This window comes from Bdellovibrio sp. MYbb2 (genome assembly GCF_056175685.1).
Window position 1 is genome coordinate 1132971 of record NZ_JBJKJI010000001.1, and the last position, 13417, is coordinate 1146387.

General features: G+C 50.0%; 16 protein-coding genes. 2 read left to right on the forward strand and 14 right to left on the reverse strand.

Going from position 1 to position 13417, the window contains the following annotated elements; translation table 11 throughout:
* Positions 1-188 precede the first annotated feature (188 nt).
* The 10 genes from AC04MQ_RS05595 to AC04MQ_RS05640 form a co-directional block, all read right to left on the reverse strand.
* Entirely contained in the window at positions 189-902 is a 714-nt protein-coding gene (locus AC04MQ_RS05595; protein WP_015092392.1) for an ABC transporter ATP-binding protein, read from the reverse strand.
* Positions 899-1675: an ABC transporter ATP-binding protein gene (locus AC04MQ_RS05600; RefSeq protein ID WP_041577984.1), complete on the reverse strand. Its 777-nt coding sequence runs from the start codon at positions 1673-1675 to the stop codon at positions 899-901. Before AC04MQ_RS05600 ends, AC04MQ_RS05595 begins: the two co-directional genes overlap by 4 nt.
* Complete coding sequence (locus AC04MQ_RS05605; RefSeq protein WP_015092390.1) at positions 1656-2627, reverse strand: branched-chain amino acid ABC transporter permease; 972 nt, start codon at positions 2625-2627, stop codon at positions 1656-1658. Before AC04MQ_RS05605 ends, AC04MQ_RS05600 begins: the two co-directional genes overlap by 20 nt.
* Complete coding sequence (locus tag AC04MQ_RS05610; RefSeq protein WP_015092389.1) at positions 2627-3529, reverse strand: branched-chain amino acid ABC transporter permease; 903 nt, start codon at positions 3527-3529, stop codon at positions 2627-2629. Before AC04MQ_RS05610 ends, AC04MQ_RS05605 begins: the two co-directional genes overlap by 1 nt.
* 8 nt (positions 3530-3537) lie before the next feature.
* Positions 3538-4659, reverse strand: a complete 1122-nt coding sequence (locus AC04MQ_RS05615) for an ABC transporter substrate-binding protein (protein WP_015092388.1) — start codon at positions 4657-4659, stop codon at positions 3538-3540.
* An 89-nt stretch (positions 4660-4748) separates the two neighbouring features.
* Positions 4749-5738, reverse strand: a complete 990-nt coding sequence (gene pfkA / locus AC04MQ_RS05620; protein ID WP_015092387.1) for a 6-phosphofructokinase — start codon at positions 5736-5738, stop codon at positions 4749-4751.
* 92 nt (positions 5739-5830) lie between these two features.
* Positions 5831-6103, reverse strand: coding sequence for an HU family DNA-binding protein (locus tag AC04MQ_RS05625; RefSeq protein WP_015092386.1), 273 nt, complete (start codon positions 6101-6103; stop codon positions 5831-5833).
* A gap of 161 nt (positions 6104-6264) precedes the next feature.
* The gene (locus tag AC04MQ_RS05630) at positions 6265-6486 is read right to left on the reverse strand and encodes a DNA gyrase inhibitor YacG (protein WP_041577983.1); all 222 of its coding nucleotides are present in this window, start codon (positions 6484-6486) and stop codon (positions 6265-6267) included.
* Between the two features lie 46 nt (positions 6487-6532).
* Positions 6533-7243, reverse strand: a complete 711-nt coding sequence (locus tag AC04MQ_RS05635; RefSeq protein ID WP_015092385.1) for a hypothetical protein — start codon at positions 7241-7243, stop codon at positions 6533-6535.
* A gap of 233 nt (positions 7244-7476) precedes the next feature.
* A complete protein-coding gene (locus AC04MQ_RS05640) occupies positions 7477-7917 on the reverse strand; it encodes a hypothetical protein (RefSeq protein WP_015092384.1) in 441 nt (146 codons plus the stop codon).
* 199 nt (positions 7918-8116) lie between these two features.
* Between AC04MQ_RS05640 and AC04MQ_RS05645 the strand changes: the two genes are divergently transcribed.
* Positions 8117-8938 (forward strand): hypothetical protein, encoded by an 822-nt coding sequence (locus AC04MQ_RS05645; protein ID WP_015092382.1) that lies wholly within the window; start codon positions 8117-8119, stop codon positions 8936-8938.
* Here AC04MQ_RS05645 and AC04MQ_RS05650 read toward each other — a convergent pair.
* Positions 8900-9649, reverse strand: coding sequence for a prolipoprotein diacylglyceryl transferase (locus tag AC04MQ_RS05650; RefSeq protein ID WP_015092381.1), 750 nt, complete (start codon positions 9647-9649; stop codon positions 8900-8902). The two genes, AC04MQ_RS05645 and AC04MQ_RS05650, sit on opposite strands and share 39 nt — an antisense overlap.
* 105 nt (positions 9650-9754) lie before the next feature.
* Between AC04MQ_RS05650 and AC04MQ_RS05655 the strand changes: the two genes are divergently transcribed.
* On the forward strand, positions 9755-11182 hold the full coding sequence (locus AC04MQ_RS05655) for a cyclic nucleotide-binding domain-containing protein (RefSeq protein WP_015092380.1): 1428 nt from the start codon (positions 9755-9757) through the stop codon (positions 11180-11182).
* Here the strand turns inward: AC04MQ_RS05655 and AC04MQ_RS05660 are convergent.
* The 3 genes from AC04MQ_RS05660 to AC04MQ_RS05670 are packed head-to-tail and all read right to left on the reverse strand — an operon-like array spanning position 11167 to position 13417.
* Positions 11167-11979 (reverse strand): metal ABC transporter permease, encoded by an 813-nt coding sequence (locus AC04MQ_RS05660; protein WP_015092379.1) that lies wholly within the window; start codon positions 11977-11979, stop codon positions 11167-11169. The two genes, AC04MQ_RS05655 and AC04MQ_RS05660, sit on opposite strands and share 16 nt — an antisense overlap.
* Positions 11976-12545: an ATP-binding cassette domain-containing protein gene (locus tag AC04MQ_RS05665; RefSeq protein WP_015092378.1), complete on the reverse strand. Its 570-nt coding sequence runs from the start codon at positions 12543-12545 to the stop codon at positions 11976-11978. The genes AC04MQ_RS05660 and AC04MQ_RS05665 overlap by 4 nt, the downstream gene beginning before the upstream one ends.
* On the reverse strand, positions 12542-13417 hold the full coding sequence (locus tag AC04MQ_RS05670) for a metal ABC transporter substrate-binding protein (protein WP_015092377.1): 876 nt from the start codon (positions 13415-13417) through the stop codon (positions 12542-12544). Before AC04MQ_RS05670 ends, AC04MQ_RS05665 begins: the two co-directional genes overlap by 4 nt.

Sequence of the window (13417 nt, forward strand, 5' to 3'; positions counted from 1 at the left end):
AGCACGAGGTATAAGAACGTTCTAGTCATGCTGTTCTGATCGGATATTTGGAAGCAATTATAAAGACTTAGACAGGTTCAATCTCAGTTTGAGACAACATGAATGTTCCAGAGAAAGTGTCCGCGGAATACTTTGCAATGCCATGGTCTTGAAATCGAAGGCGACGTAAAGGTCCCCATAGTAAACAGCTAGACTCCCAGATAGCTTTTGCGGACTTCGTCGTTGTTCAGAAGGCTTTGGGCAGAGTCCTGCATCACAATGCGACCGCACTCTAGCACGTAAGCGCGATGGGAAATTTTCAGCGCCATACGCGCATTTTGTTCAACCAAAAGGACGGTCATGCCTTCTTCCTGATTCAGCTTTTTTACGATTTCAAAAATCTGCGCCACAATCAGCGGAGCCAGCCCCAGGGAAGGTTCATCCAGCAGCAACAAGCGTGGCTTTGCCATCAGTGCGCGGCTGATAGCCAGCATCTGCTGCTCGCCTCCGGAAAGGGTTCCGGCCATCTGGGAAATACGCTCTTTCATTCTTGGGAACAGAGTTAAGCACATTTCCAGATCTTGTTTGATTTTGGTTTTGTCCGATCGGGAGTAGGCCCCCATCTCCAGATTTTCAAGCACACTCATTTGCGGGAAGACACCACGGCCTTCCGGAGACTGGGCAATGCCCAGACCCACGCGCTTGAAGGTGGAAACTTTATTCAAGTCCTCACCGCGGAAACGGATGTTGCCCTGACTGGGAACAATGCCGGAAATCGCACGCAAGGTGGTGGTTTTGCCTGCACCGTTGGCGCCGATCAGGGACACCACTTCGCCTTCATTGACAGTAAAGTTGATGCCTTTTAAAGCGTGAATAGAGCCGTAATAAACATCCAGATTTTCAACGGTCAATAATGGATTCATTCGGCCTCCTCAACGCCCAGATAGGCTTCGATCACACGTTGGGAGCTTTGCACTTTTTGCGGGGCCCCTTCTTCGATCTTCACGCCGTGATCCAGAACGATGATGTTTTCACAGATTCCCATCACCAGCTTCATGTCGTGTTCAATTAACAGTACGGTCAGTTTGAAATCTTCGCGGATCTTCGCAATGGTTTCCATCAGATGGTGGGTTTCTGAATGGTTCATGCCGGCTGCCGGTTCATCCAAAAGAATGATCTTTGGATCAGTCGCCAGCGCGCGCACGATTTCAAGTTTGCGCTGTTCACCGTATGGAAGGGATGTGGCCGGTTTATGGGCTTTGTCCTGCAGTTTGAAGATCTTTAAAAGATCAATCGCCTTTTCCTGCAGACGTTGTTCATCCACCCGGAAAGAATCGGTCTGAAACAAAGTATCGAACAAACCATAACGAACATGCTGGTGACCGGCGATCAGAACATTGTCCAGAACAGTCAGGTTTTTAAACAGACGAATGTTCTGGAAGGTGCGCGTGACCCCGCGGTGGGAAATTTCATAAGGAGCCAGGCCCTTCAGGCTTTGGCCTTCCAGGGTGACTTCGCCGGACGTGGGCTGATAAACCCCGGTCAGCATATTAAACACCGTGGTCTTGCCGGCACCGTTCGGACCGATCAAACCAGCCAGCTGGCCTTTTTTGATTTGGAACTCCAGCGAGTCAACGGCCTTCAGACCGCCAAACTGCATGGTGATCTTGCGGGCCTCAAGCAGAACGTCGGACATATTTTCTCCAAACATCGCTGATTTCCAAATCCCCGAACAAACCTTTTGGTCGAAGAATCATCATAAGAATCAAAGCCAGGGAATAAATCACCATGCGCAGATCGACACCAGTCAGTTCCTGCAGCGGACGCAAAGCTTCAGGCAATACGGTGATAATGACCGCGGCCACGATGGATCCGGTCATGGACCCCATGCCGCCCAGAACAACCATGATCACGGCATTCACACTTTGCAGGAAGGTGAAAGACGATGGATTGATGAAATTGGTAAAATGCGCAAACAATGCCCCCGCCACACCGGCAAAGAAGCTTGAAAGCACAAAGGCTTTTACTTTCATGCGTGTGGTGTTTATGCCCATGGCTTCCGCGGCGATTTCGTCTTCACGCACGCTCAAGAACCCGCGCCCGTGACTGGAATGCATGACCCGCCAGATGGTGAAGAAACAAATCACCAGCCACACCGAAGCAAACATAAAGGCAAACGGGAAAGTTCCAAAGCTTGGAATGCCGGAAAGACCGCGCGGTCCACCCACGAAATCCATGTTCAAAAGGGCCACGCGAATGATTTCACCAAAACCCAAAGTGACAATGGCAAGGTAATCACCTTTCAGGCGCAAAGATGGCAGACCCACCAGAAATCCCGCCACCGCCGCGGCAAGGCCGGCACCGATCACAAAGATAAAGGACTGCACCAATTGCATGGATTCAGGCAGGAAGCCCCACTTGGTGGAGGCGTAGGCCGAAAAATATGCACCGATCGCCATAAAGCCCGCGTGTCCCAAAGAAAACTGGCCGGTGTAACCGTTGACCAGGTTCAAGCTCATGGACAGCAGACAGTTCACCGTGGCAAAAAGCAGGATCAGTTTGATGTAGGCATTAACGCCGAAATCCAATCCGAACCCCAGAATAGCCAGGCAGATAAGTGCCAGTGCCGGGTTTTTTAAGGCTTTCATCAGACCTTCTCCACAGAGTATTTACCCAGCAGACCCGCCGGCTTAAAGATCAAAATCACAATCAGAATTCCGAAGGCCAAAGCATCGCGATAGGTGCTTGAAAGATAAGCCACGACCATTTCTTCCGAAAGGCCCATGATCATCGCACCCAGAACCGCACCGCCGACGTTGCCGATGCCACCCAGGACGGCGGCAACAAACGCCTTCATTCCGATCATCATGCCCATCAGGGGGTCAATTTTGGGATATTTCATGCCGACCAGAACACTGCCGACACCAGCCAACGAAGATCCGACAATAAAGGTGAAAGCAATAATTCGGTCCGGGTTCACACCCATCAGGCTTGCCACCATCGGGTTGGCGCTGACCGCACGCATGGCGCGGCCGATTTTTGTTTTGAATAACAGGAACTGCAGTCCCAGCATGGCGACAATACCCACACCCAGAACCGTCACATCAAAAGAGCGGATTTCAACAACACCGATAGAGAAGATCACAAAGTCTTTCATGACTTCAGGAAACACTTTGGGATCGGCTCCAAAAACCACCTGACCGGAATATTGCAAAAACAGACTGACGCCGATGGCAGTGATCAGGACATTTAGTTTTGGTGAATTTCTTAAAGGACGATATGCCAGACGTTCAATCACCAGCCCCAGCAGGCTGCAGCAGATCATCGTGATGACAATTAAAGTCAGAAGAGTGCTGAAGCCGGGGTTGTTTTCAATTCCCAGCCAGCGGGCGAAATAGTAGGCGGCAAAGGCGCCCACCATGTAAACATCCGAGTGGGCGAAGTTGATCATTTTCAGAATTCCGTACACCATCGTGTAGCCCAGGGCGATCAATGCGTAGATGGATCCAAGGCTTACTCCGTTGATCAAATGCTGTACGAAATCCTGCATGCACGTCCTTATGGGGTGATAGTGGTCACAAACTTGCGGTTGTTACCGTCGACCTGGATGACCACCGCACTTTTCACAGCGTCACGGTTTTCATTCAGGCTGATTTTCCCGGTCACACCAGGGAAATCTTTTGTCTTGGATAGTTCATCACGAATGGCTTTGCCTGACAAGTCTGGCGCGCGCTCAATCGCTGCCACCAGGATTTTCGCGGCATCGTAACCCAAAGCCGCCAAAGCATCCGGAGTTTCATTGTACTTGGCTTTGAACTTTTTGATAAACTCAGTCACCGCTGGATCCGTGGATTCAGTGGTGTAGTGGTTGGAGTAATAGTTGCCGTTGATGGCTTCTTTGCCGATCTCGTACAATTTGTCAGAATCCCATCCGTCACCACCCATCAAAGGCACTTTCACACCCAATTGGCGGGCTTGTTGGGCAATCAGACCCACTTCAGTGTAATAACCCGGAACATAAATCGCTTCCGGATTTTTAGAGCGGATCTGAGTCAGCTGGGCTTTGAAGTCGATGTCGCCGGCCTGATAGCTCAGGTCCGCAACGATTTCGCCGCCGCCTTTTTTGAATTCCGCAGCGAACACGTCGGCCAGACCCACGCTGTAGTCGTTTTTCACGTCACGCAGGATCGCGGCTTTTTTGATCTTCAGGTTTTCTTTCGCGAACTTTGCCATCACCATGCCCTGGAATGGGTCGATGAAACAGACGCGGAAGACATAATCACCGGCTTTGGTCACATCGGGATTTGTGGAAGCAGGGGAAACAAAAGGAACTTTGTTGGACTGGGCAATCGGAGCCGCCGCTTTGGATCTGCCGCTGGCAACGCCACCGATGACAGCTACGACGTTGTTTTGAGTGATCAGACGGGTTACTGCGGAAGCTGCCTCTTCGTTTTTACCCTGATCGTCCAAAGTCACCAGGCTGATTTTTTTGCCTTTGACTCCGCCTGCGGCGTTGATTTCATCCAAAGCCAGGCGCACACCTTTGTTGGAGCTAAGTCCGAATGTGGCATCGCTTCCAGTCAGGGAATCGTATTCACCGATCACAATTTCATTTTCTTTTTTGGTGCAGCCGCTGATAAGTGGCAGAACCAAAATCAGAGCCAAGAGGAGTTTTTTCATGTGGACCTCGCTGTGGGTTGCTTAAATGGAATACTCCATAGAATTCAAGCTCCTACAGTCGAGGTCAAGGTAAAAACGTGAGGACGGGTCTAAGTTGCCAGAACACTCGCCAGCGAGATCAGATCCAGCTGGTTTTTCTTTTCGTTCTTGTACACGAGTTCCAAAGGCACCTGAATAAGTCGTTCACCTTCAGTGCCGATCATAACGTCGCAATAACCTTTGAACAAAGCGTCCACAGCGGCAGCACCCATGCGGCTGGCAAGAATACGGTCGGCCGCAGTCGGGGAGCCACCACGTTGTTGGTGACCAAGAATACAGACTTTTGCGTCCATGCCGGATTTTTTGCGAATGGCATCAGCAAGATCATACGCGCGGCCTGGCTTCTGTCCTTCGGCGGTGATGATAATACTGCTGGTTTTGCCGCGGGACTTGGCTTCGTTGATGCGGTCGATGGCTTTTTCAACAGTGGTGTTGGCGTCGGGAGTGAAGATTTCTTCCGCACCACCAGCAAGGCCCACGTGAGACGCGATGAAACCAGAATTTCGGCCCATCACTTCAACGATGAACAAGCGATCGTGAGAGGCAGCGGTGTCACGAATGCGGTCAATTGCTTCAAGAGCTGTGTTCACAGCCGTATCAAAGCCGATGGTTTTATCACTGCCAAAGATGTCATTGTCGATGGTGCCGGGAACGCCGACCACCGGGATCTGATGTTCTTCCCAAAGTGCATGAGCACCGCGGAAGGATCCGTCACCGCCGATGCAGACCAAAGCATCCAAACCAAGGTTTTTGATATTTTGAGCGGCGCGGGCGCGGCCTTCGGGACGCATGAAATCGGTGGAGCGGCCGGTTTTAAGCATAGTGCCGCCGCGCTGGATGATGTTGGCCATGTCGCGAAGTTGCAATGGCTCGATCTTGTTTTCGATCATGCCGACATAGCCGTTGTGAATTCCGTACACTTCAAGTTTTTGTGAGATCCCCACGCGGACAACTGCGCGGATTGCCGCATTCATGCCCGGCGCATCGCCGCCACTTGTGTACACACCAATTTTCTGAATTTTCTTATCAAACTGAGCCATGGGATAAAGGCTACCCCGGGATTATCATAGAGACAAAATAAAAAAGGCGTCCTTGCGGGACGCCTTTTCAGAAATCGAAATACTGGGGTTAATTACTTAACCATAGATTTGAATTCAGCACCTGCGCGGAACTTCGGAGCCCATGCAGCAGGGATTTTGATCGCTTTACCAGTTTGTGGATTGCGACCAGTGCGAGCTTTACGTTTAGCTTTAGTGAAAGTACCGAAGCCAACCAATTTAACATCGTCACCTTTTTTAACGGATTTTTTGATGTTTTCTACAGCGCAATCAAGGATTGCTTCTGCTTGAGCTTTGGAAACTTTTGTTTCAGTAGCGATTTTTTCGATAAGTTGAGCTTTGTTCATTTGAACTCCTCTTGTTGGACACGTTTGTGTATCCGATGTTGATTATAAAATCGTGATGATAACTCTTCGTCATCCAATGACAGCCCCATGAAAATCCATAATCAGAATTTCGTCAACTGCAAAATGTGAAAAGGTCTCTGAGTGTGGATTTGCGGCTGATGCTAATGTTTGTCTTCGCCTGGATAATCATCATCATCCATGGAAGTTAAAGCATCACTTGAAGAATCTTTGACGGGAATTCTGTAGGACTCAGAAGCCCACTCGCCAAGATCAATAAGTCTGCATCTTTCAGAGCAGAAAGGACGGAAAGGATTTTCGCTTGAGTACAAAGCCAAAAGCCCGCATTGCGGGCATTTGACCTGTCGAGATTGAGATTCGGTCATAGTCGGAATTTATTCCAAGTCCCGCACCCAGTGCAAGACGCAGAGCTTAGTAACGCTTGAAAACACCTGTTGCGAACTTCGTCGCGACACCATTGTGCGGGAAGTAAACTTCGTACGCGAACTGGTTCTGCGCCAAAGTTCCTTCTTTTACCATGACTTGGATCAGGCGAAGGCCGCCACCGTTCAGGTAAGAACCCTGAGCGCGGATTTCAAAGCCTTTGCTGTTGTTGATAAGGCTGAAAGTGTTGTTATTGGAAAGAATCAGCGGGTTGAAAGCAACTCCACCAGCGTTGATTCCCAGGTTCAATGTGTACTGATACCAGTTTGGAGCCGGGTATGCTTCAAATCTGATCACCGGTCTCATGGAACCGTCGATCGAGAAAGAAACCATCAGGGAACCGGATGTCCAGTTTTCACACTTGGCCAAGCCAGCTTCGATACCCCAGATAGTACGACCACACACTGCCAACGCTTCTTTCAGGAAGGTTGCATAAGCACCACTGTTCACAATGCTCAGGCTGCCGCGGTAGTTCGTGTTGTTACCATAATAATTATAGTCATAGAATTGGGTTGGGCCGGTTACGACGTTGCCGCCGCCATTAACCACAACGCAAGATGATCCATTCCAGACAGTGCCCACAGCACAGTTAGGGATCACACCGGTATTGGTGTTTCCACCGCCACCACCACTTTTTCCACACGCCGCTAAAACCAGCGCGCTATAGATCGCGATAAACGATACGATAATCCTTTTCATAATAAACCTCTCTCTCGATATTTTTCCTCACTTACAATGCAATACATGAGTCATGCCAGAGCGCGGGAATGTTGAAAGAGCGTTTAATCGCAGATGGAACGTCTGAGCCTGTTTACTTATTTATAAGGTCAGCCAATTTGTGTCACTGCGAACGAAGGCAAGCGCCTGAACGGAATGGGAAAACCCTGTCTCAAACTGAGACAGGGTTTGAACTCGTTGAAAGCACTGGGGGATTAGTCGCCGCGAGTGATGTCAGCGGTGCCGGAAATACCGACAGCGTTGCCGGCGTCATCCAGATCGATATAGAAACGAACATTGGTTTCACCAAGGGGACGGTAGCTGATCAGCAGGTTGCATACGGCAGATCTGCCATCCTGGTCGATCGTACATTTGGTGTCGGTGTGGGAAACGGCACTTTTCATATCTTCCAAGTCCTGTCCTTCAGAAAGACGGGTCAGAATCTCTTCGTTGTAGGCCTGAACTTTGGCCAGAATATCAGTCAGTTTTTCATGGGAATGAACTTCGCCGCTCATGCGCATGGTGCCGGCATTTTGTTCCAATAAAGTCAGGGCCTGCTCTTGCAGCTTTTGATCATTCAAAGAATCGAAAGCCGAGGCAGAGGCCTGGCTGGCAAAGACAAAAGACATCAACAGAACAGTCAAAGATACGCGCATGGAATCCTCCGAAGTTACAAAAAATTATATCTCGCTGTTGGGTCTTAGCAGAATGTGTGCCTGCCAGAGATGAGCTTTGGTTTGATTCCAGTGACCAAGCTTGAGTGGCAAGAACATTTTCTGTCACTGTGGGTGGAAACTTTCATGCAACCTTTTGAAGGTGGGACTTTATCCTGAAGTATGGTATGGTGCTGTCCCTATGAGCCGCGAAACTAAAAAATATCTTCCCTACATTCTGGCGACACTTCTTCTGGTGGGACTCATTTTTATGGTTCAGACGCAGAAACCTTTGAAGGCACGCACTTCAGGGGCGTCTTTTGCGCAAGAAGCGGGATATTTCTTTCTGCCTCCCGGCAGCGCGAATGTTTCGCATGTGACCGAGGCTCAATACCGGGCACTGCTGACTGAATTTCAGGTGAAATACATCATGCCGGTGTTTAACAGCACGGGAAGACCTCTGCTGGTTCCAGCCGAATGGGAAAGTCCTTACTTTGCAGCGTTTGCCCAGAATAAAGACACTTACATGCAAGTTTCCTTGTGGGGCGGTATGGCCCGCGCGCCCGGCGCTTCGTTACCGGTGCTTGCGGGAATTCTTTGTCATGAAATCGGTCACGTGATCGCGGGTGAACCGCGCCAGACTTTCACCGGTGCTGAGTGGTCTTCTTCAGAAGGACAGTCGGACTTTTATGCAGCCAAAGATTGCCTGCCGCAGTTTTTGAAAGCACATCCGGAACTGGTCACTGAAATCAACCCGCAAGTGCTGGCACTTTGTGGTGGCAATGAGCTTTGCGCCCGCACCGCACAGACCGGGGTGGAGATGGTGCAGTTCTTCAAACGCTATGATTCGCAAAAGTCAGCGGATGTATCTTTGTGGACACCAGCTCCTGCGGCGACGGAGCTTTTAAGAAATGTGTATCCGTCTCATCAGTGTCGTCTGGATACTTATCTGGCAGGGGCTTTATGTCAGACGGGCGGACGTTGTTCAGCTCCGGCGTGCTGGTTTGCGAATCATCAGGAATAATCCCAGCGCCATAATAGTCAGGCTGATCCAGCTTGAAATTGACAATCCCAATGAAGGCCCGCGGAAATCATCACGGAACGCTTCCATCAGCAGACGGCCCATTCCATGCAAAACCATCCACAGGAAAAAGATGCTGCCTGGGTTCTTTAGCAATTTCGGGCGCAGCGAATGCGCCGTGGTTTCAGTCCCCAGCAAAATGAAAAGCACACCCAGTTCCCACAGCGAAGCATAGGCTTGGGTCGGATGCAGGCCATTCACCGCCCAGGGAAGGTCACAGGTTCCGCCATAACAACAACCCGCCAACAGGCAGGCCACCCGGCCCAGCACATAGGCGAAGGAAAGAACCGGCGCAAACAGGTCCAGATAGTCTTCAAACTGCACGCGCGCCACAAACACCATATAGAGCAGACTGCAAAGGCCCGCCAGAATGGCGCCGCCATAAAAGACAAAGCCACCATTCCAGAAATAAAAGATGCGGGCGAAGTCTTCCTGATAATGCTCGAAGTTTTCATAGAAGACGTGAAACAGGCGCCCACCGATAAAGCCCGTCACCATGATGATAAGACTTAGGTCCAGCGCGACTTTGCGGGAAAGTTCAAACTTGTCCGCCCGGAGGCTGATCCAGAAAAGGCAAAGGCAAACCGTCAGACTCAGAACGAGATAATAAGTGGGAACGTTAAGAGTGGGCGACAGGGGAATGAATGGAAACAAGCGGCCTCCGCTATACCGACGATAGACTTAATTTTCTTTGATTACCAAGAATATTCAACACGATTCTGGTCAAGGGCCCGGAACTACAGACATAATAAGGCCAATATGAAGTTGCACCCGGCTGAAATCGCCAAAGAAATTAGGGCCTTTTCTTTCTTCAAGTCTTTTGCGGACGATCTGCTTTTGCAGACTTCGGCCATGGTTCATTGCGAGTCATTCGCAGCGGGGTCCTTCATTCTTCAAGAGGGCAAACAAAACAGCTCTTTGTTCTTTTTAAGATCCGGAAAAGTCGAAATTTCCCTGGCTTCTGAAGTGATTGCCACTTTGGATACTCGGGGTGAAGTGTTCGGTGAAATGAGTGTGATCACCACAAACCCGACATCCACCACGGTCAAAGCTCTTTCGCCGGTGGAATGTTTTGTGATCCGTTCCGAGGATTTTGGCCATGTTCATCCCAAGGACAAGGACCGTTTCCAGGCCTTGTTATATCAGATTTACTGCAACGTCCTTACAGAACGTCTTATGAAAACCAACGAAAAAGCGCGACTCTTTGAAATCCTGAACCGCGAACTTCACGAAGCCCAGCAGAAAATCCAGAAAGTGGGTGGCCGGGTCTTGTTGGTTGAACCGGAAAAGAAACAACAACTTCCGATTCGCATGGCTCTGGGGGGCACCGGAGTTCAGCTGGATATTGCAGATAACTCCGAAAGTGCGCGCGAATTCCTGCGCGACAACCAGTATGACGTTGTTTTGTGTGAAGAAGGCTGCGTGGATGTGCTTAAAGAAGTCCACGAAGGCAAAAAAACGCCTTATTCCATTTTGCTAACCAGTAAAGATGTTCAGGGGAACCTGCGCATTCTGGAAGGCAATCGTTATGTGGATCATATCATTTCCCGGGATGCGGAAGACCGCAACGCCACCATTCGTTATGTTTTGACGGCTCTGGGAAAACTTCTGAACAAGGATCTTTTCGGCATCGAAAAATACCTGACCTGGGGAGTGGAAGTTCAAAGAAAAGTTGTTTCCAACTCCACTCACCGTGAATCCCTGCGTGAGGATCTGTACGGCTACTTCAAAAAGATGGGGGTTCGCTCCACCATTTTGGACCGTGTGAATACGGTAGTTGAAGAAATGCTGATGAATGCGATCTATGATGCGCCGGTGGATTCAAGCGGTAAATCCATTTTCAATCATGTATCCCGTAAAGAGGAAATCCAACTGGACACCCACCAGCAGTCCCAGCTTCGTTACGCCAGTGACGGGGTTTATCTGGCCGTGGGGGTGAAGGATCCATTCGGTTCTTTGACCAAAGATATCATCATTGATTATCTGCTCAGCTGTTACAATGGTTCGGCAGGAAGCATGAATGCCAATAAAGGCGGCGCGGGGCGCGGCCTTCATCAGATCATCGAAAATGCGGATTTGACAGTTTTCAACGTTAAAAAAGGCGTGTGCACTGAAGTCATCTGCATGTTCAATATCGACGGCCAAAAGCGTGAAGCCCAGCCGTCATTCCACTATTTCTTTGTATAAGTGATAAGTCCCAACAACATCTGTCCCAGAAGCACGCAAGGCACTGTGGGCAGATTTGTGGATAAGAGCGAGACCGCAAACCCCAAAGCAGTTCCACCCACGGAAATCACCAGCATTCTGATCAGATAGCTTTGCAGGTTTCTGCTGCGCGTGGCGGTGAAGCTGGTTGCAATGAACAAAGATCCGATGGTGAAAAGATAGCCCATGCTTTGAATCGCCATCGTTGTCAGCAGCAGTGTTCCCACGTCAAAGGCGCGGTTTTGCCAGGTGCGATGAATGTAGCTGTGATTGACCATTTGAAAAGAAGCCAAAGACAAAGATCTCCAGAACTTCAAAACAAAGATTCCAAACGCCACGGCTGCCAGCAGACATAGTTGAGCACCCGTATCGCTCATCACCGCCAGATCACCGAAATAAGATGCGGCAATATGGCTTTCCAAAGCCGGGGTCAGATAGCTGATCAGATAGGTCAGTGACAGGAAGAATACGAACAGGGTCAGATAGATGTGATTGCGATCGGACTTGGTCTGAATCAGCTGATCCATCAATAGCAAAGTAACCCAACCCAGCGACAAACCCGCGACGAGGCTGATGCCGTGAAAGTCTGTGCCCAGCAGAATATTGATCACAAGGCCCAGAACGATACCCAGTGAGGCACCTTGTCCCAGAACAAAGATCTGTGCACTTTTTTCGCGGGCACTCCATTGCGATCCGATTAATGCCAGCACCGCAGCCATCAGGATTGAAGACGGCAGGGACCACTTATAAATTTGCAGCAGTTCAATAAAGGATGTCATCGGATCTCCAGCACACGAACGCGGTTCCATTCGGAGGTCAAAGCGCGATGGGACACCAAAACCAATGAACTTTGCGGATTTTCTTTCAAATAGCTCCCCAGAGCTTCTTCCAGCTGCAGGGTAGACTCGGAATCCACGTGATTAAACGGTTCATCCAGAATCAGCAGGCGCGGTTTTTTCGCCAGTACCGCGGAAAGCAGGATTTTTTGTCTTTCACCACCACTGGCGGTGTTCCACTTTTTATCCAGATCCATATTCTTTAACAGGGGGTGGAATCCTTCATTATCACCCAGCAGATCACGCAACGTCAGCGGCAGGTGAAAATGCAGTGTGCCCAGCTGCGGCAGATACTGGATGTCTTTTTGCGGAATTGAAAATTGAAAACGGCCATCGAAGTATTTATGCAGACCCAGCAGGGTTTTTAGCAGCGTGCTTTTTCCCGCGCCATTTTCACCGCGCAGAAAAAGCACGTCGCCTTCATTCAGCTCTAGATTCACCACTGGTGAAAGGGCAAGGCCTTCCGAGCTTCGAACCTGTAAATCACGGACGGAAAGCACAGAACTCATTTTACAGACCCCACCAGCAGTTCCTGCAACTTGGAGATGGAATTTGCGTCGCCTTTGAGCGGCACATAAGAAGGTACAATCACCACAGGAACACCGGACAGTTCCTGGAAGCGCTCCAAAGTCTTGTGCGGCGCCGAGGCCGTCGCAAAAAGCACAGTCACTTTATTATCTTTGGCAAGTTTCGCAGCCTGAGCAATGCGCGCAGCCGACGGAGGCATGCCCGGCTTTTCTTCCAAGGATCCCGCGGACTCAAGGCCATAGGCATTGAAGAAATAAGTGAATTCCTTATGATACTCCATCACTTTGGTTTTCTTCACGGTTTTTGCCAGACGCTCTTGCAGGCGGGTCATGTCGGCTTTGAAAGTATCATAATTTTTCTCGAACACAGTACTTTCCTGAGGCAGTGCCAAAGACAGCACTCGCACCACTTCGCGGCCGGCCTCGGCCATCTTTAAAGGACTTAAAGTGAAGTGCGGATTTCCGTGCGCATGGACGTCGCCCAATGAGCGATTGATAACGCCGGTAGGAACATCCAATGGTTTAATGCTGTTGCCCAGGATGCAGGAACCAGTCCCACCGTCTTGAATTTTAGCATTGCCGGATTTGGAAAGAACTTTAGGAAGCCAGCCGACCTCCAGCTCAAGTCCCATAGAGCAGACGATGTCGGCGCGGTTAACTTTCAGAATGTAATCGGGGCGGGCTTCGGCAAAATGCGCATCTTCAGAACCGGAAAGCAGGCTTTGCACTTCGACTTGATCTTGTCCGATGGCACGCACCACTTCGGCGATGTCCGGCAAGGTGGTGACCACTTTGATCTTGGCCTGAGCAGAAGCACTGAACACGAACAGAACGGACATTAAAAATTTATTCAT

What these genes read in the sequence shown, in the direction of transcription:
- AC04MQ_RS05665 (WP_015092378.1), bottom strand. Translation starts at nt 12,545, where the DNA reads ATGAGTTCTGTGCTTTCCGTCCGTGATTTACAGGTTCGAAGCTCGGAA.
- AC04MQ_RS05595 (WP_015092392.1), bottom strand. Translation starts at nt 902, where the DNA reads ATGAATCCATTATTGACCGTTGAAAATCTGGATGTTTATTACGGCTCT.
- AC04MQ_RS05640 (WP_015092384.1), bottom strand. Translation starts at nt 7,917, where the DNA reads ATGCGCGTATCTTTGACTGTTCTGTTGATGTCTTTTGTCTTTGCCAGC.
- AC04MQ_RS05660 (WP_015092379.1), bottom strand. Translation starts at nt 11,979, where the DNA reads ATGACATCCTTTATTGAACTGCTGCAAATTTATAAGTGGTCCCTGCCG.
- AC04MQ_RS05610 (WP_015092389.1), bottom strand. Translation starts at nt 3,529, where the DNA reads ATGCAGGATTTCGTACAGCATTTGATCAACGGAGTAAGCCTTGGATCC.
- pfkA (WP_015092387.1), bottom strand. Translation starts at nt 5,738, where the DNA reads ATGGCTCAGTTTGATAAGAAAATTCAGAAAATTGGTGTGTACACAAGT.
- AC04MQ_RS05670 (WP_015092377.1), bottom strand. Translation starts at nt 13,417, where the DNA reads ATGAATAAATTTTTAATGTCCGTTCTGTTCGTGTTCAGTGCTTCTGCT.
- AC04MQ_RS05615 (WP_015092388.1), bottom strand. Translation starts at nt 4,659, where the DNA reads ATGAAAAAACTCCTCTTGGCTCTGATTTTGGTTCTGCCACTTATCAGC.
- AC04MQ_RS05635 (WP_015092385.1), bottom strand. Translation starts at nt 7,243, where the DNA reads ATGAAAAGGATTATCGTATCGTTTATCGCGATCTATAGCGCGCTGGTT.
- AC04MQ_RS05600 (WP_041577984.1), bottom strand. Translation starts at nt 1,675, where the DNA reads ATGTCCGACGTTCTGCTTGAGGCCCGCAAGATCACCATGCAGTTTGGC.
- AC04MQ_RS05625 (WP_015092386.1), bottom strand. Translation starts at nt 6,103, where the DNA reads ATGAACAAAGCTCAACTTATCGAAAAAATCGCTACTGAAACAAAAGTT.
- AC04MQ_RS05630 (WP_041577983.1), bottom strand. Translation starts at nt 6,486, where the DNA reads ATGACCGAATCTCAATCTCGACAGGTCAAATGCCCGCAATGCGGGCTT.
- AC04MQ_RS05605 (WP_015092390.1), bottom strand. Translation starts at nt 2,627, where the DNA reads ATGAAAGCCTTAAAAAACCCGGCACTGGCACTTATCTGCCTGGCTATT.
- AC04MQ_RS05645 (WP_015092382.1), top strand. Translation starts at nt 8,117, where the DNA reads ATGAGCCGCGAAACTAAAAAATATCTTCCCTACATTCTGGCGACACTT.
- AC04MQ_RS05655 (WP_015092380.1), top strand. Translation starts at nt 9,755, where the DNA reads ATGAAGTTGCACCCGGCTGAAATCGCCAAAGAAATTAGGGCCTTTTCT.